Source organism: Rhizobium sp. 01T437 (genome assembly GCF_056398505.1).
The window spans coordinates 172,489-191,457 of record NZ_JBFTPM010000010.1 but is presented as its reverse complement, the minus strand read 5'-3'; the positions used below and the strand labels follow the sequence as shown (position 1 = coordinate 191,457).

Here is an 18,969-nt window from a genome sequence, read left to right as displayed (position 1 = left end):
CTATCTCCGCTCGGCGCGCGTCAGAAGCTGGTCGAGCAGCGAGATCGCAAGCTCGATCTCCTCGTGGCTGATCATCAGGTTCGGTGCAAGGGTGATGACGTTCTTGTGGTATCCGCCGACGTCGAGCACCAATCCATATTTCCTGCCATCGACCGCAAGATCACCCTTCATGCCTTCGTCCGCCATCCAGTCGAGCGTCGCCTTGTCGGGGGTGAAGCCGTCGGGCCCGCAGATTTCCATGCGAAGGGCAAGGCCAAGGCCGTCGACATCTCCGACGATCGCATGCCGCGACTGCAGGTCCTTCAAGCCTTCGAGGAAATGTGCGCCCTTTTCCATCACATTCGCGCCGAAGTCGGTTTCAGACACCATCTTCAGTGTTTCGAGAGCGACGGCCGTGCCCATCGGGTTGCTGGCAAAGGTCGAATGGGTGGAGCCTGGCGGGAAGATCGTCGGGTTGATCATCTCTTCTTTGGCCCAGATGCCCGAGAGGGGATTGAGACCATTGGTGATCGCCTTGCCGAAGACGAGTACATCTGGCGACACGCCGAAATGTTCGATCGACCAGAGCTTTCCGGTCCGATAGACGCCCATCTGAATCTCGTCGACGACAAGCAGGATTCCGTGATCGTCGAGGACCTTCTTGAGCTCCTTGAAGAAATTCATCGGCGGAATGACATAGCCGCCGGTGCCCTGGATGGGTTCGATGTAGAAGGCGGCATATTCCGATTTTCCGGCCTTCGGATCCCAGACGCCGTTATATTCACTTTCAAACAGCCGCGCGAATTTCTGGACGCAATAATGCCCGTATTCTTCCTTCGACATGCCCTTCGGCCCGCGAAAGTGATAGGGGAATTCGATGAACTGGGCACGCTCGCCAAAATGGCCGTAACGCCGGCGATAGCGGTAGCTCGAGGTGATCGATGACGCGCCGAGTGTTCGCCCATGGTATCCGCCCTCGAAGGCGAACATCAGGCTCTTGCCGCCGGTATAGTTGCGAACGAGCTTCAAGGAATCCTCGACGGCCTGCGAGCCGCCGACATTGAAGTGAACGCGGCCTTTCGAACCGAATTTATGTTCGGCATCCCGAGCGATCAGCGCTGCGAGTTCGACCTTTTCGCGATGGAGATATTGCGAGGCAACCTGCGGCAATCGATCCAGTTGCAGATGCGCGACATTGTTCAAACGCTCGTTGCGATAGCCGAAATTGACGGCGGAATACCACATCTGGAGATCGAGAAATGGTGTCTCGGCTGCGTCAAAGACGAATGAACCATCGCAGCTTTCGAAGAATTTCGGCTTCTGCGAATAGTGAACCGTATCGCCGTGGGAGCAATAGGTCTCTTCGAGCCGTCGCAGCTCGTCTTCGGAGGCGATGGGGTGCATGCTTGCAGCAAGTTTCAGGTTGGAACGCATGAAGTCCTCTTCTCACGCAGTTTTTGCCACGGGCAGCGCAACAGGCTGCCGTGACGGGCTGGAAAGGATGGCTGCGACACTCGCCTGGATTTCGGCGAAACCGCTATAGGGGATGAAAGGAAGGCAATTCGCGCGGCAGTAATCCGCAAGCTTGGCCTTGGCGAAGACAAGTAGTGCCTCATGGGAAACGCAGAAGTCGCTGCGGCCGTCGCCGATATAGATATGGTTGCCGGACGGCCTCACCTGGGCGCATTTGCACACGCCGGCGCCTGCTGCGCAGGCTGCGCTCTTGAACGGAAAGCCGAGATCGAAATCGGGCATAGTGCAAGCGTGCGGGCGAGAAATCAGCTTGTTTGCGATGATCTGAATGTCTTCAAGACCATGCCTGGCAAGGACCCGCCTGATAAAATGATCGACACCGTCGCTAACGATGGTGAGGCCTAACCCGTTCTTTTCACAGAATGCCTTGAAAGCTCCGAAGGCACTGTCGATTTCGATCGTGTCCAGGAATGCGTCGATGTCTTCGTGTTTTGCCTGAAGCAGCTGGATCTGGCGGCGCATGCACTGGGCAGCTGTGATCCTGCCGTTAGTCCACTGATCTTCGATCTCGCGCCACTCTGGACGCGCGAAACGGTCCAGAACCAGATCGGTCACGTCTTCTTTCGATATGGTTCCGTCGAAATCGCAAAACACCTGCATCGCATGCTCCTTCAATGTGAGGAAGCATTTAGCGTCGCTACCTGAAGGCGAGATGAGGCGAATGTGAAGCGAAACTGAATTGACCGCTTACGCGGCAGGAATATCGAGATCCACCTTCAGGCCGGATCCCCAGGCAGGCGTGCCGAGGCTGATCCCAATGTCGAGACGGTTGCCAATATCGGCGACGATCGGCAATCCCAATCCCGCGCCCTCCTCCCCGCCTCGAGCGTCAAGGCGGTTGAACCGCTGAAATGCGGCCTCCCGCTGCTCGGGTGGGATACCGGGGCCGCTGTCTTCAATGGAGAGGCGAAAGCCGCGCGAGCTAGGTTCGATGCGTACCTCGATCCGGCCGCCGGCAGGGGAATATTTGATCGAATTGTCGAGGAGATTATCGATCATGACGCGCAGCAGGGCACGGTCGGTCAAGACTTGGGGATCTTGCGTTCCGACCAACTCGGCATTGAAACCGCGGCGATTGAGCATGACCCCAAAATCCGCCAGGGCTGCCGCCGCAATCTGGCGCAGCGGCAACGCCTCCAGCTGCAGCGGCTGATGGCTGACCCGTGCAAGCCGCAGCAGCTGTTCTATGAGATGCATCGCGCGCTCGTTGCTGACAACAAGATCCTTCTGCAGGGCGGCGCGCTCCTCGTCGGAATCGGCACGATCGAACAGTTGCAGAAGCAATTTGATGCCGGCCTGCGGTGTTCGCAGTTGATGGGCGGCAAGATCGGAAAAGCGCCGCTCCATTGCCAGCGAGTGGCTCAGCTTTCGCAAAAGGTTGTTGAGCGAGTGGACAAGCGGCGTCAGATCCCGCGGCAGTCTTCCCGTCGCAATCATCGACAGATCATCCGGCGTGCGAGCCCGGATCTGCGAGACCAGCCCCCGGACATTGGTAAGCCCGTTATTGATGGCGAGCCAGATGATGATGGCGCTGACGGGCACAAGGACGAGCAGCGGAAAGGCGAGATTGAGAAGAATGTTATCGACAAGACCTTCCCGAAGGATGATCTTTTCGGCGACCTCGATGGTCACGTCGCTATTCGGGATCGGCAGAGAGTAGATCCGCCAGAGCTCATTCTGATAGGTCACATCGGAGAAACCGGCCGAGAAGCGCTTGACCTCGGCTGGAAAGGCGTTGCTGCTGGCAAAGGCCAGCGCCGGCCCCTTCCAGGCGCGAAACGAATGGGCGTCGGCATAGTCGTCCGCGTCCTCGTTGAGCGCAAGCTGGTTGTCCATATTGAAATCAAGATCCGGAACCTGCACCGTCGGCCTCGCAGTCATTCTTGTGAGGGGGTGCTTCATCAACGACCAGAGCACGTTGGCATCGTTGATCAACTGCGCATCGTAGATGTTGTCGATCTCGCGCGTTGCGCTGTGATAGGCGAAGATGCCGACGATTGCGATCGTGATGATGAGGGTCGGGAGAATGCGGAGAAAAAGGCGTTGGCTGAGTGTCACTGCTGCCGCTCGACCATGTAGCCGACGCCGCGGATCGATCGGATGAAATCGGTACCGAGCTTCTTGCGCAGATTATAGACAGTCACTTCGATCGTATTGCTCTCGACCGAAACATCCGTGTCGTAGAGTGCATATTCGATATCGTTCTTCGTGACGTAACGTCCGCTCCGCTCCATGAGGAGCCGCAACAGATGGAATTCCTTGGCGGGCATGTGAAGCTGTACGCCATTTCGACGCGCCACCATGGCCGAAGGGTCGAGCTCGACGTCGGCGCATCGAATGATGGTTTCGGTGCGGCCCTGCCGTCGCCGGATCAGCGCACGCAGTCGGGCGAGCAGTTCGTCAAGGTCAAAGGGCTTGACGAGGTAGTCGTCCGCCCCCTCGTCCAGGCCGTTGACGCGATCGCGCACGCTGTCGAGCGCTGTCAGCATAAGGATTGGGACGTCGTTGCCTCCCCCCCTGAGCGAACGGACCACCTCGAAGCCGCTTGCCTTGGGAAGATTGACATCGAGGATCACGCATCCAAATTGGCTGTCGCGCAGCGCATCAAGCGCCGTCTCGGCATCGCGGAACCAATCCACGCCATAGGCGTGCTTCTCGAATGCGCGTTTCAGCGAGGAGCCGAGAATGTAATCATCTTCGACCAGGAGTATGCGCACGTCCGCGTCCTTGCGATTTCAACTCTCAACTTGCTTCTTCGGTCTCGATTGAGGCCGAAATCCGGCGAAGGTTTCCGCGGGCTGTCCGAAGCCCTTCCACGCTACCATCTCGGCATATTGGCTCGAAGCAGCGAGGACGCCACCTCGTTGTTCAATGCCTTGACGCTGTCACGCCACGAGGAAACGCAAACTGTCCTGGCCAGCGGATTGCGGCTCGGCATTGTGTCAAATCAATGGAATTACCTCGCCGTTCACCCTGGCGCGACAATTGTGCTAAGGGTCCCGCCGTATTTCGTGGCGGAACCACATGCAAAAACCACGCGCCCGCCTAATGCGCAGAAAACCGTTCAGGTCGGAACGAAGCAAGCATAGGATGCTCTCTTCCAGTGGCGATTTCGAAAGCTTGCAGCTCGCCTACGATGAGGCCGAGCGTTGCGCCACTATGGCTGAAGGCAACATGGTAGCCTGCAATGGCTTTGAATGCACCGAGGACCGGTTCTCCATCGCCGGGGATTGGCTTGCCGCCGACGCCGATGGAAGCAACCTCGAGTTCTGGATTACCCTCCAATACCTTCGACGCTTCTTTAAGCAAAGCCGCAACGACTGAGTGGTCGATCTCATAGCTGCCATCCGGATTGATCTTCACGCCTTGATCTGCCGCCCAGTCGGCATCAAGCGAAAGGGTTCCGTCTGGTGCCGGACGCACCGCGACACGCGGCGTGTTCAAGACGGCCTTGAGGGGATGGTCAAGCCGTTTGGTCTGCACCAGAAGTGCAATCGGCGTCCCATCGCCGATCGTCTGCCCAGAGTCGGCCGCCATTTTCGGTACGGCAGGGCCAGTGGCAAGAAGGACAGCATCCGCCTTGAAACGGGTACCGGATGTCGTTTCGACTCCGATGGCCCGCCCGCCCTCGACCACGACCTTGGCTTTGCCCTGATCCGTAATGAGCACGCCCCCCAGCGTAAGAAACTCCTCAAGCAAATGGTCGATCAATCTCGGCAAATCGACCCAACCCTCCCCTGGATTGAAGATGGCGCCCGGCGACGTGACGGCCCTTGCATCAACGCCCGGGGTCACACTCGCGATCCTGTCGGCCGAAAGATGCTGAGCGTCATAGCCAATCGAGGTCTCGTAGTCGAAGGCGCGAACGATCTCATTCCCCTCGCCCTCGGCGTCCCAGGTCAGGCCGCCCTCGAAGCGGAGCCAGTCCGCATCGGGGTTACGTGCAGCCAGTGTGCGATAGCGGTCGATCCCTGCCATGCGCAACAAATGATAGGGTCTGGAGCGCATGCGCGCAGAATTGAGCCAGGAGAGCGAACGGCCCGAAGCGCCGTTGGCCGGCGGACCGTCATTGACGATGGTCACCCGGATGCCGCGCCGGACCAGCTGCAGACCGGTGGAAACGCCGAAGATGCCAGCTCCGATGATGGCCGTTGAGCTGATGATGTTGTCGTTCATTTTCGTGTCTTTCAATGGTTGTTCGTGATGAACTGGAAAGAGATTAGAAGGCTTCCCAGCGGCCGGTCGTCGCTGAGCGAATGAGAGCGTCAATCGCCTTCATGTTGGCGATGGCATCATCCAGCCCTGACAAGAGCGGTCCCCCGTTAAAACGGTTGAGGCAAAGGCGTCGGCCTGCTCGCCGTAGCCTGCGCCCGGCCCAGATCGCGCGAGGCGATGGCCGCCGCCCTACCCAGCCGGCTCGACTGGATCGCCGGAAGAACCGCTTCGATCGCCGCTGCGCAGCCAAGCACGCCCCACCGTATCGTTCGTGTCATTGTCATCTCCATGCGCCGTTTGGTCAGAGCACTTCCGCAAGGAAGCGCTGGAGGCGCGGGCTTTCGGGATTGTCGAAGATCGCCTCGGGCGTTCCCGCCTCGACCACGCGGCCCTCGTCCATGAACACGACCTGATCGGCGGCCCGACGGGCAAAGCCCATCTCGTGAGTGACGACGACCATGGTCATTCCCTGCTTTCCAAGATCGGCCATAAGGTTGAGCACACCCTTGACCAGCTCGGGGTCGAGCGCGCTTGTCACCTCGTCGAACAGGATGACCTCAGGCTCCATCGCCAGCGCGCGGGCGATCGCAACACGCTGCTGTTGACCGCCCGACAGACCACCGGGACGGTGATGCTGGCGGCTTGCAAGGCCGACATCAGCAAGCCGTGCCTTGGCGATGCGTTCGGCTTCAGCCTTTGGCAGGCCCTTGATCTTCGTCAGCGACAGCATGACGTTTTCGAGCGCGGTGTGATCGGGGAAGAGGTTGAAGTGCTGGAAGACCATGCCGACACGCCTGCGCAGCCGCTCCGGCTTCATGGCGAGAATGCTTTGTCCGTCGACAAGGATATCCCCGCTCTTCGGCTCCACCAATCGGTTGAGGCAGCGCAAAAGAGTGGATTTACCCGAGCCGGACGGACCAATGATACAGGTGACGCTACCAGCTTTCACCGTAAGGTCGACGCCCTTCAGCACATCGAGTTCGCCATAGGCCATGCCAAGCCGGCACACATCGAGGCTGCCCCCCTTGAATTTAGGCTGAGATATGCTGCCGGTGCCGTCGAGTTCGCTGACCTCCTCCAGCCCACTGGTGATGATCGCAGGGCGCTGCTTGCCAAGTCTCAAGCGATTGTCGATCGCGTTGACGACATGGGTCAGCGGCACGGTGACGATGAGATAGAAAATGCCTGCGAGCAGCAGTGGCGAAAGATTACCGGTTACGACCGCCTGGTCCTGCCCCACGCGAAAAATCTCGCGCTCCGATGCAAGCAGGCCGAGGAAGTAGACAAGGCTCGAATCCTTCACATTGCCGATGAACTGGTTGACAAGCGCCGGCAACACGCGGCGCACGCCTTGAGGCACGACGATCAGCCGCATGCCCTGACCGTAACTCATACTCAGCGCCCGACACGCCTCCATCTGGCCGCGATCGACGCTCTGAATGCCTGAGCGGAAGATTTCGCCGATATAGGCACCGGCAATCAGACTGAGCGCCAGGATGCCAAGGGGATAGGGCGACGGGCCGAAGAGTTCGCGTCCAATGCGCGCAAAGCCCTGGCCAATCAGAAGAATGGTGACGATGGCCGGCAGACCGCGGAAGACATCGGTATAGACGCGGGCTGGAACGCGCAGCCAAGGTGAGCGAGAGATGCCCATGATGGCAAGCACCATGCCAATGACGACGCCAAGCACGGTCGAAGCCGCGGCCAGGATCAATGTGTTCTTCAGGCCGACCGTGATCATGGTCGGCAGAACTTCGGCCATCGCATTCCAGTCAAGGAAGCTGCGACGCAGATTTTCAAGCCAGTTCATCAAATGGTCCCTTGCAAGAAAGGCCGGCCCGACCGACAGAGGTCGGACCGGAAGGTGGCATCACTGCTTGGGAAGATAGGCGTCTGGCATGGGGGTGCCGGGGAACCATTTTTCGTGGAGCTTTTTCCATGTTCCGTCCTGCATGGCGGCATGAAGACCCTTGTTCAGAGCTTCGCGCAGTGCGTCGTTGCCCTTGCGGACGACGAAGCCGGCCGGCGCATCAAAACTCGGGATGTTGATCGCCACCTTCAGCGCTGGGTAACGCGCCGAATAGTCCTTGGCAGCCTCGTAGTCGAGGAAATGCGCATCGACCGTTCCGTTGTTGAGGGCCGACACAGCAGAGTTGTTGTCCGGAAATTTCACGAGGTCGGCACTCGTGAAGTTCTTCTGTGCATAGATTTCCTGCAGCGTTCCCTGCACGACGCCGAGCCGCTTGCCCTTGAGGCCCGCAACGTCGGTAATGCCGGCATCCGACGTCAACACGGTGAGGTAACCCGCAAGGTAGCCATCAGAGAAATCGACCGTCTCCTTGCGCTTTGCGGTGGTACCGATCGCTGCGGCCGCAACGTCGAAGCGGCTGTTGGCGACCGATGGCATAAGGGCCGAGAATTCCTGGCCGGTGAAGACCACCTGCTCTTTTTTGAAGCCCATGCGCTCGGCGACATTGAGAAAGAGTTCGATGTCAAAGCCGGTGAAATTGCCGTCAGCGGTCGTGAAAGCGTAGGGCTTGGCGTCACCCATCGTGCCGACGCTGATGACGCCCGGATCGATCAGGCCATAGGGATTATCTTCGGCAGAGGACGGCGCCGCACCTGCTGAAAGGCCAAGGGCGATGGCAAAAAAGGTGACGCGAACTCTGGCGAAGGGGGACGTGATAATCTCGGGAAATTTCATCGTTTCATTCTCCTCTGGTGGTATCGATTACGATTTTCCACGACGCAGGGGTCCCATCCGGGCGACGGCCGAAACCGCACGTCCGGCCCATGCGATCGCATGTCGGATTTCGATGGATTTTTATATGAGACCGGTCTCTTTTTAAATTGAGACCGGTCTCATTGGCTTTTATCAATTGTTATCTTCGCATTTGCTAGTCGTCAATATCTCTTGTAAGGCTAGTTTTCATGGATCCGAACTCACCTCAAACCGCCTCCGTTACGGTGGCCGATGTCGCGCGCAAGGCGGGCGTATCAAAGGCAACCGCTGCGCGCGTGCTGGGCGGCTATGGGACCGTCAGCGATCGGGTGCGCGATGCTGTCACCGCCGCCGCCCGCGCGCTCGACTATCGGCCCAACGAACTTGCACGCAGTATGACGACGGGACGTTCCGGCACGATCGGCGTGGTCGTGGGCGATATTGAAAACCCCTTCTTCAGCCTCGCGATGCGCGGCATCACAGACGTCGCCCGGCAAGCCGGCTTTACCGTCATCCTTATCAATTCGGGTGAAGACGTATCGGCAGAAAAAGCCGCGATCCGGACACTGATTGCCAAGCGGGTAGACGGCCTGATCGTCTCTCCGGCCAAGGAGACCGACGTTGAGCATCTTCGGGAGGTTGTCGGTTCAGGACGGCCACTGGCGTTGCTGGACCGCGGCATCAATGCTTTCGAGGTTGATACCGTCATTGCCGACGACCGGCAGGCAGCCGAGGGTGTCACACGCCAGCTTATCGCATTGGGGCACCGCCATATCGCCTATCTCACGGCCTGCGACACGCCCGATCACCTTTTCCGAACGCCTGGTGACATCAATACCGGTTCCGTCCGCAGGCGAATTGAGGGCTTTCTTAGCACCTGTCGCGAGGCCGGTCTTGGCCCGGTCGAACGTTGGATTCACATGGGCGCCGTGATCCCCGAGCAAACGCGTCAGATCGCCGAGCGGCTGCTCGAGGGAAAGGATCGTCCAACTGCAATCATCGCCTCCGACAGCGTGATCGGGCTGGAAGTGTTCAAGACGAGCCGCACGATCGGGCTGGCAATTCCAGATGACCTGTCACTCATCTCATTTCATGATGCTGACTGGACCGCGGTCACCTCTCCTCCCGTAACGGTCGTGCGCCAACCGGTCTATCAGCTTGGTGAAATGGCTGCGCGTCTTCTCGTCGAGCGCTTGAACGGGTTTGCTGGGCCAGGACGCGAAGTCGTCCTTCAGACAGAGTTCGTTGAACGTGCGTCGATCTCCAGCGCTCCGACCCTACCGTGATAGCCCTCCACGCGGTCCGGACGGCAACTGTCCTTGCGCCCATCATGAGGGCACATCTACTGATCCTCTACTGAATCAGCAAAACGCGCTCGAAAACATCAGCAAATGCGCGTCAGGGCCCTTTTTTTGGCGGCCCAGACGACCAGTCCCGCCGAATCGCATCTGGTCACAATCGTACTATTTTGCGATCGGCAAGAGCTCTAAGCACCGCCGCTACAGAGAAACGGACGGGGCTTTTAAGCCGGCATATTCCTCGTAGGAATCCTCGACGGTGAGGATATGGCTTCGCATCGTATCGGCGGCAAGCTCGCGGTTGCCCTGCAGGATGGCGACAAGGATCGCGTCATGTTCTTTGTACGATTTCGCCAAACGTCCTGTGGTCAGAAACTGTGCGCGACGAAACGGCGATAGCCGCCGACGTGTCGCGAGCGTGATCTCCACAAGGTAGGCATTGTGGCTGCCGGCATAGATCGCCGCATGAAACTTCTCGTTGAGCACATGGTAATGGCTCGGATCGTTTTCCTTGAGAATCTGGGCAAGGCCTTCGTGAATGGTCTCGAGATTGCGCCGTTCCGAAAGGGTCATGCTGGCGGCGGCGAGGCTTGCGCAGAGCGCTTCAAGCTCCGCCATGACGTGAAACATCTGCCGCAGATGTTCCGGCGAAGGACGGGTGACTATTGCGCTACGATGCGGCCGCGTCTCAACGAGGCCCATGGCTGCCAGGTCCCGGATCGCTTCCCGCAAGGGAGTTCGCGAAACGCCGTAGCTTGCGGCAATCTCGGTCTCGTCTAGCGGCATTCCCGGCGAGAGCTTGCCATCGACGATATCGTCTGCAAGGCGCGTGCGCACTTCCTCGGCACGCGTCAGCTTCCGCCGCGATCCGGCTTCCTTGATCAAGGAATTGTCTTCGCCCCGGCTGGGTCTAGTCTTCATTATGTTGTCCAAAGCAGCCATCTTTGCGAGTATTCTTATGTCGGACTGGTGAGCTTGCGCAACATGCTTCGACCTCGGCGTGTATTAGACGGACCCGTCACCGATATAACCGCGCTATCGGCAAGCCTCCTCCAGCGCAGGAGAAGCGTGCAGGCGACGCTTGTAATGCCCACCAATACGCCGAACCAGATGCCGACGGCGCCGAGACCGAGCCCGAAGGCGAGAAAGATTGCGATTGGCATGCCGAGCAGCCAATAACCGCAGAGACCAATGATCATCGGCACTCTCGTGTCCCTCAAACCGCGCAGGGCTCCATTGGCTGCCGACTGCATGCCATCGAAGATGAGAAACGCCGAGAGGATCATGATCAGCTTTTGCGCCAGCGCCTGGATTGCCGAGAAATCGGCGGCCTCTTCAGCGAGGAACATGCTGGCAATGTCTTCCGACGCCAGCAGCAGGATCGCGCCGAACAGCGCCATCAGGCCGGCTGCGGCGATCAGTGAGAGATTGCCAGCCAGCCGGGCGACCGCGTCTCTGCCGGCACCCAGATGGTAGGCGACGCGGACGGTTGCCGCCTGGCCAATCGCAATGATCGGGTTGAAGGCGATGTTGTTCAGCGTATAGGCAATCTGGTTGGCAACGATCGCAACCGTCCCCAAGCCGCTGGTAATCAGCGTCAGAACCAGCGTCATACCGAGCTCCGCAGCATAGATCAGCGCGATTGGCCAGCCGATCGACCAGACATCCCTCGCCGCCCTTGCCGCCGTCGGAACGGCGCTGCGGAACGTCGAAAGCGGCAAATGTCCTCGAGCAATTGCATAGGCCGTCAAACCACCAGCGATCAGCCACCAGGCGATCACATAGGCGAGGCCGGCACCCGCAATCCCATGGCCGGCATCGCCGAAGGCACCGAAGGTGAGAACCGAGAGAAGCGGCACGTAGGAGAGCGCCCCAAGCCCGACCGACACCATGATCAGCCAGGATTTCCCCGATACCGAGCAATAGAGACGGATCGGCGCGATCCACAGGATAGCCGGTAGCGCCCAGGCCGCCCGGCTGATGAACTGCTCTACATCGCCAAGAATTTCGGACGCGACACCGAACGGCGCAAGTACGGACGGCAGATTGAGGAGGATCGCCACCGATAGGAACGAAAAGACGAGGCCGACCAGCACGGCCCCGCCATAGGCATAGGCCGCGCCATCCTCCTCAACCGTCCCCGTTTCGCTTCTTCCTTTTGCGGCCGCCATCAGCGGGTGCGCGCCGGCGATCACACCCTGGGAGACGACCGTCAGCGCCTGGATGAAGATGGCGCAGAGGCCACCGGCCGCAAGCGCCGAGCCGCTGAGGCGGCCGAGCATGACACTCGCCGCCAGGCTCATGACGAGCTGGCTCGCCTGGGTCACAGCCAGGGGAGCTGCGATGCCTGCAAGCGATCGCAGTTCATTCCATGTCGTACGGCTCATGCTTGTCTCGATCAGGCTGCAGCAACCTGACCGGCGAAGGTATCGATGACCTCCTGGGCGCAGCGGCGCGCGCCGGCCTGCAGATATTCCATGGCGACCAGCGCCGCATCATGTGCAGCCTGCCCGGAACCGGATACGCAATCCTCGATGACGCGGCAGTAGTAATCGCCCTGGTGCGCATCGACAAAGCTGTAATGAATGCAGACATCGGTGAAGCCGCCGACGAAGAACAGGGTCTCGGCTTTGACAGCTTTCAGCAGGATTTCCATTTCGGTGCCGTAGAAGACCGAATAGCGGCGCTTGGTAATGCGCAGGTCATCCGCACGCATCTCCATTTCCTCAACTGGGAAGGGCGTGCCCGGCGAGCTTTCGAGGCAATGAATGCTTTCCGAACCATCGAGCTCGCGCCCGAAGTCGATCAGGCTGTCGCGATGGGCTTCCTGCACGAAGATGACGGGGATGCCGGCCTTGCGGGCCGCATCCACTACCGACTTCGCACGCCAGTTGCGCTCGATATGATCGCCCATGAATTCCAGACGCGACGTCTTCGGACGCGGCATGAAGCCCGATTTTTGAATATCGACAACGATCAGGGCGGCACGCCCAACGATCATAGGCTTCGGCACGATCGGCTTTTCAGACATTTTCACTCGCTCGCTTTGAATAGACACTGTCGCCATTCTCTTCTTCAGCCATCAAACCGATGGGAACGGCTTTCACGGCCGCGATTATACACGCCGAAATTCAGTATGCAATATTGCATACAATACGCCTATTATTTGTGCATATGCCTACTTCTTCTCAAATATATAGGTCTCCCAAGGCAGAAATGAAAGAGCACAAATTTCACTACATGTCTGTATATAAACAGATTTATTTATCTGGCACGACCATTGCATAGCAATTGGTCATCCGCTCAAGAGGACAGTTAAGGAGAACATAGCATGGCATCCAGAAAGCCCTCCTCGCCTTCCGGTCAGGACAGCAACTCGGCGATATCGCGCAGATCGGTCCTGAAGGCCGCCGGCGGCCTTGCCGCAGCGTCGATCCTTTCGGCGCCCTTCGTGCGACCCTCCTATGCAGCAGCGACGCTCAGGGTCTCGAACTTCGGCGGCTTCTTCGAGGAAGCTTTCGCGAAGAGCGTCTATCCGGCCTTCACCAAGCAGACCGGCATCGCGGTCCAGTCGATCCCGCAATCCGGCAGCTCGCAGTTCTTGGTCCAGCTCGGCCAGGCGATCCAGGCAGGCTCGGCCCCGATGGATATCTGCTGCGCCGGCCAGGCGGATGTCATCCGCGGCCGCCAGCGCGGCCTCTGGGCAACGGTCGAAAGCTCGAAGCTGAAGAACCTCGGCAACCTGATGGACGGCTTCGTCTATAGCGAAGACGGCAAGGTCGACGGTGTCGGCGCCATGGCCTGGTACATTACCCTGATCGCCAATCCATCCGAATTCGAAAAGCTACCCGACAGCTGGACGGAACTCTGGAAGCCGCGTGCTTCGGCCTGGGGCCTGCAGGGCGGCGGCAACAGCGTGCTGCTCGACATCGTCGCTTCCGTCTATTTCGACGGTGCCTCGACGCTCGATAGCCAGGAAGGCATCGATAAGGTCATCGCCAAGATCGCCGAACTGAAGCCCAATGCAAAGCTCTGGTGGACCGACGAAGGCTCGATGCAGAGCGCCTATCAGAACGACGAGGTCGTCGGCGGCCTCTACTTCCACGACGTCTCAATGATCATGAAAAAGGAAGGYACCGACGTCGCCTCGATCTTCCCGAAGGAAGGTGCCGTGCTCGGCTACAACGCATGGTGCGTTCCGAAGGTCGCCCAGGTGAGCGACGCGACGATCGCCTTCCTCGACTGGAGCGCCACGCCGGAATGCCACGAACTGATCGCCCGCAATGTCGGCGCCGCTCCGCTGATCGAGCGTTCGAAGCTAAGCTTGACGGATGACGAGTTCAACGCGGTTTCCTTCACTGGAAACCCGATTGTCGTCGCTTCCGCGGCAAAGGTGAAGAACGCCGACTACATCTCGACGCAGATGCTCAAGATGCTCGGTCAGTAAATCTGGACGGAATGATGCAAGGCTTGGAAATTTCACACCTCACGAAGTCCTTCGGTGCAAACACGGTCGTCTCCGACGTCTCGCTTGCCATCGAACAGGGCAAGTTCGTCTGCTTTCTCGGCCCGTCCGGCTGCGGCAAGACGACCCTGATGCGCATCGTCGCCGGTCTGGAACAGCCCAGCAGCGGCACGGTACGCCTCGACGGTCGCGACATCACCGGAATTCCGACGAACGAACGCAACTTCGGAATGGTGTTCCAGGCCCTTGCTTTGTTCCCGCATCTCGATGTGGCCGGTAATATCGGCTATAGCCTTCGTTATCGCACGATGGCGAAGCACCACAAGCAGGAACGGATCGACGAGCTTCTGAGGCTGGTCGATCTGCCCGGAATGCAGTCGAGGCGGGTTGATCAGCTCTCCGGCGGCCAGCGGCAGCGCGTCGCGATTGCCCGCGCGTTGGCCCAGGAGCCGCTTCTCTTCCTGATGGACGAACCACTCTCGGCGCTCGATGCGAAGCTGCGCGACCATATGCAGGTCGAATTGCGGCAGCTGCAGCAGAAGCTGAAGATCACCACGATCTTCGTCACGCACGACCAGCGCGAGGCGATGACCATTGCCGACCAGATCGTTGTCATGGCGCATGGCAAGGTGCAGCAGGTCGGCAGCCCGGTCGATATCTACCGCAAGCCAGTCAACCGGTTCGTCGCCGACTTCATCGGCCAGAGCAATCTTGCCGAGGGCATTCTCGTCGATCGCGAGCATGTGCGGATCGGCGAAAGCGTCGTCACCACCAGCCCCGCTTCCGCTGCGCTGAAGACCGGGGATCGCGTGACGGTCTGCGCCCGGCCGGAAAGCACACTCATAAGCCGGCCGTCCGCCGGCAGCGACGGCCCCTTCGGAACAGTCACCTTCGTGCGCGACCTCGGCTCGAGCGTCGAAGTCTTTCTCGAAAGCGGTGACCGCCAGGTTGTTGCTTCGCTCGCACCGGCCGCCTGGGCTGAACTCGACGGCGGCCACGAGTTTTCGATTTCCTTCGCACCGGGATCGGTGACTGTGCTGGAGGATTGACCATGTCGCTCATATCCGGACAGGAAGGCATGAACCGGCAGCGTCTGTCGGTGGCATTCGGCTTGCTCTGGCCATTCTTCATGATCGTTGCCTTTTTCGGCGTGCCCTTCGTGCTTCTGCTTCGCGTCAGCGTCGCGCATGTCGATCCTGCTTATTATCAGGGCAGCGGCTGGTCGCTTGAGGCGATGGCAAGCCTGTTCCAGCCCATGGTGATGAACGGCCTCGCTTTCTCGCTCTGGCTTGCGCTCACGGTCGCCACGCTCAGCATGATCATCGCCTTTCCGGCGACCTATTTCATCACCCGGATGAACCGCAAGGCGCAGATCGTGTGGCTTATCGGTCTGCTGACGACGCTTGCGCTCTCCGAAGTGCTGATCACCTTCTCCTGGCAGATCATCCTCTCCAAGCGGGTCGGCATTTCGAATTTTGCCGTCTTCCTCGGCCTCATCGACAAGCCGGTATCGCTGACACCAAGCTTTTTTGCGGTCGTCAGCTGCCTGATCTATGTCGTCATCCCTTTCAACGTGATGACCATCTATCCCGGCCTGTCGCGCATGGATGCTTCCTATATGGAAGCGGCGTCCACCATGGGCGCGCCTCCGATCCGAGCCTTTTTCAACGTGCTTCTGCCCCTGATGCGCAAACCGATCGCCACCGCCTATCTGACGACTGTGGTGATGACGATCGGTGCTTATGTCGCGCCCCTCGTGCTCGGCGGCCCGAGCAATTGGACGATCGGCGTCATCATCAGCGAAGTCGCCAATTCCGCCCAGAACCTGCCGCAGGCCTCGGCAATCGCAGTCTTCCTGATGATGGTCACCGGCGCGATGATCCTGGTGATCAACCGCATCGGCGGCAAAGGATACACGTCATGAGCCGGTTTGCTCTCAAATTCGTGCGCCAGTTCTTCCTCCTCTGCCTGGCCTTCTTCCTGGCGGCGCCGCTCATCATCGTTGCAGGCGTCAGCTTCAACACCACAGCGCAGATGACTTTTCCGCCGCAGAATATCAGCCTGCGTTGGTATTGGACCTTCATGGAAGACCCGGCATGGACCTCGGCCTTCCTGCGCTCCGTCATCATCGCGATCGCCTCTTCGCTTCTGACGATCACTGTCGCCTTTCCGATCGCCTATATCCAGTGGAAGACCAATTCGCGCTTTGCAAAACTGCTGGCCGGAATGGCGGGCGTTCCCTTCATCCTGCCGCCCGTCGTCATCGCCGTCCTGTTCCTGTTGTTCTGGGGCACGGTCCGCCATGTCGGCCAGATCGAGAACATCGTCATCAGCCATGCCGTCACCTTCATCGCCGTGCCGCTGGTGATGATCTCGCTCGGCTTTTCGGGGATCGACAAGTCGCTCGTCGAGGCCGCCCGGACGATGGGCGCGCGCGAAAACGATATCCTCAGAACTGTCGCCATACCGATGGTCCTGCCTTTCGTCGTCTCAAGCTTCATCTTCGTCGCGATCTTCAGCCTCAACGAATATGTGATCGCCTTCATGGTGGCGGGTTTCACTGCCGAGACGATGCCGGTCAAGATCTTTTCCAACATGCGCACCGGCTTCTCGCCGACCATGTGCGTCGGCGCCGTCCTGTTCATGCTGATCGGCCTGTTCGGCTTCATCACCGTTGCTCGCCTGGGCAATCTTCCGAAACTTCTCGGTGCACGTTTCTAGATCGAAGGAGCATCCCATGCCAAAGAAGCAAAACCCCATGATCGTCGGCCAGCCGGTCCTGATCGTCGTCGACATCCAGAAAGTCGGTTTCGACGATGATGGCTCGATCCCCCTGATGCCGGGCATAGTCGAGCGCATGCGCAAGGCGCGTACCGTCATCGATGCCGCCCGCGAAGGCGGCGTGCCGATCATCTTCCTGCAGGAAAGCCACCGCAAGAGCGGCGTCGATTACGGCCGCGAAATGGATGGCGATGAAGACATGCACCTGCGCGAAGACTGGGAGGGCACCAAGATCGCCGCCGAGGAAGTCGGCCTGCGCGACGACGATTACGTGATCGTCAAGCGCCGTTATTCCGGCTTTATCGGTACCGACCTGCAGATCCTGCTGCGTGGCCTGAAAGCTGAGACGCTGATCCTCGTCGGCGGCCTCACGAATATCTGCGTCCATTATACATTCGCGGACGGCCACCAGTCCGACTACCATTGCCGCGTCGTCGAGGATTGCGTCGCGGGATCCTCGATCGAGGCGCATGACGCCGCGCTCGCCAATATGGAATACCTGCAGCATGGCGCCCGCCGTACCGCTGCAGAAATCAACCAGGCATTCCTAGCTTTCAAACAGGGGAAGGCTGCCTGACATGCAGGATCGCTTGAAGACGGAAACACGCCGCATCTGGTCGGGGCTTGCCGCAGAAATAGAGCAACTGTTTGCGGAGATGTGGAAAGTGCCGGAACTGCCGGCGCTGGAATACAAGTCGCAGGCGATCCTCTGCGGCTTCATCGAACGGCACGGTTTTTCGGTCGAGCGCGGCGTCGGCGGCGTGCCGACCTCATTCATCGCCCGCATTGCCAAAGGCGACGGCCCGAAAGTCGGCATCCTGATCGAATACGATGCGCTGCCGAGCCTCTACAATGACGCGGTTCCCTACCGGCAGGGCAATCGTCGCCTGCCCGGCCATGGCTGCGGCCACAACCACATCGGCCCGGCCAATACCGGCGCCGGCATCGCCGCCGCAAAGGCGATGATCGAACTCGGCCTGCCCGGCGAGATCGTCATCGTCGGTTGCCCGGCCGAGGAGATCGGCTGGGGCAAGCTTGCGCTGCAGGCGGCCGGCGTGTTTGACGGGCTCGACCTCGTCCTGACCTCGCACGGCGACTACCAGAACGGCTCGCTTGCCCGGCCATGCCACGCCATGGCGAGCGGCGAATTCAAGTTCATCGGCGAAAGCGCCCATGGCGGCAAGACCGCCACCCGCAACGCGCTGTTGGCCGCAGAAGCTGCCTATGCGGAATTCGACCGCCTCCGCAAGGAGGTTCCCGGCCTCCAGCTGAAGCACGTCTATCGCTTCGCAGGCATCACACCCGGCGTGACGCCCGAGGAAGTGCGCCTCTGGTCCTCCGTCCGACATCATGACTTCGACATAGTGCAGCAAGGTTACCAGCTGATGCTCGACACCTACAGCCGGATCGCTGCCGAACAAGGCGTCGAACTGATGGCCGAGCAGATCGCCAATTGCCGCGGTTATCTCGGCAATGACACCGTCGGACGGGTGCTGGATACGTGCCTGAGGGAAATCGGCCCGCCGCGCTGGACCGAAGCCGATATCGAATGGATGGAGCAGCTTTCCGCCGCCTGTGATCCCGGCAAACCCTTCAAGCTGCATCGTGAACTCGAATATTTCGACACTGGCATCGATTATTACGGCCAGGATGACGGCGACATCAGTTGGCATATCCCGCTCGGACGGGTTAACTGGGCCTATCCCGACAATGTGCCGATCCATCACTGGGCATGGACGGCGCTGTCAGGACATTCGTCCAGCAGTCCGGGACCGCTGATGGCGTCGGAAGCGCTTGCCATGGGCGCGATCACATTGCTCGCATCGCCGGAAACGATCGCTACCGCCAAGGCGGAACTCAGCGAACGCATCGGCGGCAAGCGTATTCCCGGACCGGCACCGACGATTTCCGACGTGCTGGCAAAGGATCCGCAGTCCTTCTGGGACGCGACCTGGGCGCGCTGAAGCGCCCCGCTC

Annotated in this window: 18 protein-coding genes; 7 read left to right on the top strand and 11 right to left on the bottom strand. The window is 59.7% G+C overall.

Annotation, left to right across the window (positions count from 1 at the left end):
• The 8 genes from AC1DM5_RS21960 to AC1DM5_RS21925 form a co-directional block, all read right to left on the bottom strand.
• Complete coding sequence (locus tag AC1DM5_RS21960; RefSeq protein ID WP_477823209.1) at window positions 1-1,413, bottom strand: aspartate aminotransferase family protein; 1,413 nt, start codon at window positions 1,411-1,413, stop codon at window positions 1-3.
• A 12-nt stretch (window positions 1,414-1,425) separates the two neighbouring features.
• On the bottom strand, window positions 1,426-2,112 hold the full coding sequence (locus tag AC1DM5_RS21955; protein ID WP_477823208.1) for an MtnX-like HAD-IB family phosphatase: 687 nt from the start codon (window positions 2,110-2,112) through the stop codon (window positions 1,426-1,428).
• Window positions 2,113-2,199: 87 nt separating this feature from the next.
• Complete coding sequence (locus tag AC1DM5_RS21950; RefSeq protein WP_477823207.1) at window positions 2,200-3,570, bottom strand: sensor histidine kinase; 1,371 nt, start codon at window positions 3,568-3,570, stop codon at window positions 2,200-2,202.
• Window positions 3,567-4,229 (bottom strand): response regulator transcription factor, encoded by a 663-nt coding sequence (locus AC1DM5_RS21945; RefSeq protein WP_477823206.1) that lies wholly within the window; start codon window positions 4,227-4,229, stop codon window positions 3,567-3,569. The genes AC1DM5_RS21950 and AC1DM5_RS21945 overlap by 4 nt, the downstream gene beginning before the upstream one ends.
• Window positions 4,230-4,557: 328 nt before the next feature.
• Complete coding sequence (locus AC1DM5_RS21940; protein WP_477823205.1) at window positions 4,558-5,688, bottom strand: NAD(P)/FAD-dependent oxidoreductase; 1,131 nt, start codon at window positions 5,686-5,688, stop codon at window positions 4,558-4,560.
• Window positions 5,689-5,834: 146 nt separating this feature from the next.
• Window positions 5,835-6,005: a hypothetical protein gene (locus AC1DM5_RS21935; RefSeq protein ID WP_477975609.1), complete on the bottom strand. Its 171-nt coding sequence runs from the start codon at window positions 6,003-6,005 to the stop codon at window positions 5,835-5,837.
• A gap of 23 nt (window positions 6,006-6,028) precedes the next feature.
• On the bottom strand, window positions 6,029-7,537 hold the full coding sequence (locus AC1DM5_RS21930; RefSeq protein WP_310381640.1) for an amino acid ABC transporter permease/ATP-binding protein: 1,509 nt from the start codon (window positions 7,535-7,537) through the stop codon (window positions 6,029-6,031).
• Between the two features lie 60 nt (window positions 7,538-7,597).
• Window positions 7,598-8,431 carry an ABC transporter substrate-binding protein gene (locus tag AC1DM5_RS21925; protein ID WP_477975607.1) on the bottom strand — a complete coding sequence of 278 codons (834 nt, stop codon included), beginning with the start codon at window positions 8,429-8,431 and terminating at the stop codon, window positions 7,598-7,600.
• Between the two features lie 227 nt (window positions 8,432-8,658).
• On the opposite strand from AC1DM5_RS21925, the gene AC1DM5_RS21920 reads away from it, so the two are divergent.
• Window positions 8,659-9,735 (top strand): LacI family DNA-binding transcriptional regulator, encoded by a 1,077-nt coding sequence (locus AC1DM5_RS21920; protein ID WP_477823201.1) that lies wholly within the window; start codon window positions 8,659-8,661, stop codon window positions 9,733-9,735.
• Window positions 9,736-9,948: 213 nt separating this feature from the next.
• Here AC1DM5_RS21920 and AC1DM5_RS21915 read toward each other — a convergent pair whose 3' ends face one another.
• The 3 genes from AC1DM5_RS21915 to AC1DM5_RS21905 are packed head-to-tail and all read right to left on the bottom strand — an operon-like array spanning window position 9,949 to window position 12,778.
• Window positions 9,949-10,668: a GntR family transcriptional regulator gene (locus tag AC1DM5_RS21915; protein WP_310381635.1), complete on the bottom strand. Its 720-nt coding sequence runs from the start codon at window positions 10,666-10,668 to the stop codon at window positions 9,949-9,951.
• A 35-nt stretch (window positions 10,669-10,703) separates the two neighbouring features.
• Window positions 10,704-12,134 carry an MATE family efflux transporter gene (locus tag AC1DM5_RS21910; RefSeq protein ID WP_477975606.1) on the bottom strand — a complete coding sequence of 477 codons (1,431 nt, stop codon included), beginning with the start codon at window positions 12,132-12,134 and terminating at the stop codon, window positions 10,704-10,706.
• An 11-nt stretch (window positions 12,135-12,145) separates the two neighbouring features.
• Complete coding sequence (locus tag AC1DM5_RS21905; protein ID WP_477975604.1) at window positions 12,146-12,778, bottom strand: cysteine hydrolase family protein; 633 nt, start codon at window positions 12,776-12,778, stop codon at window positions 12,146-12,148.
• Between the two features lie 300 nt (window positions 12,779-13,078).
• Between AC1DM5_RS21905 and AC1DM5_RS21900 the strand changes: the two genes are divergently transcribed.
• From AC1DM5_RS21900 to AC1DM5_RS21875, 6 genes are read left to right on the top strand one after another with little or no spacing between them, the layout of a single operon-like run.
• Window positions 13,079-14,194 (top strand): ABC transporter substrate-binding protein, encoded by a 1,116-nt coding sequence (locus tag AC1DM5_RS21900; RefSeq protein WP_477823198.1) that lies wholly within the window; start codon window positions 13,079-13,081, stop codon window positions 14,192-14,194.
• Between the two features lie 14 nt (window positions 14,195-14,208).
• Window positions 14,209-15,261: an ABC transporter ATP-binding protein gene (locus AC1DM5_RS21895; RefSeq protein ID WP_477823197.1), complete on the top strand. Its 1,053-nt coding sequence runs from the start codon at window positions 14,209-14,211 to the stop codon at window positions 15,259-15,261.
• 2 nt (window positions 15,262-15,263) lie between these two features.
• Window positions 15,264-16,136, top strand: coding sequence for an ABC transporter permease (locus AC1DM5_RS21890; RefSeq protein ID WP_477975602.1), 873 nt, complete (start codon window positions 15,264-15,266; stop codon window positions 16,134-16,136).
• Window positions 16,133-16,933 carry an ABC transporter permease gene (locus AC1DM5_RS21885; protein WP_477823195.1) on the top strand — a complete coding sequence of 267 codons (801 nt, stop codon included), beginning with the start codon at window positions 16,133-16,135 and terminating at the stop codon, window positions 16,931-16,933. Before AC1DM5_RS21890 ends, AC1DM5_RS21885 begins: the two co-directional genes overlap by 4 nt.
• 16 nt (window positions 16,934-16,949) lie before the next feature.
• Window positions 16,950-17,570: a cysteine hydrolase family protein gene (locus AC1DM5_RS21880; protein ID WP_477975600.1), complete on the top strand. Its 621-nt coding sequence runs from the start codon at window positions 16,950-16,952 to the stop codon at window positions 17,568-17,570.
• Window position 17,571: 1 nt separating this feature from the next.
• Window positions 17,572-18,957: a zinc-binding metallopeptidase family protein gene (locus AC1DM5_RS21875; RefSeq protein WP_477975598.1), complete on the top strand. Its 1,386-nt coding sequence runs from the start codon at window positions 17,572-17,574 to the stop codon at window positions 18,955-18,957.
• Window positions 18,958-18,969: the final 12 nt, after the last annotated feature.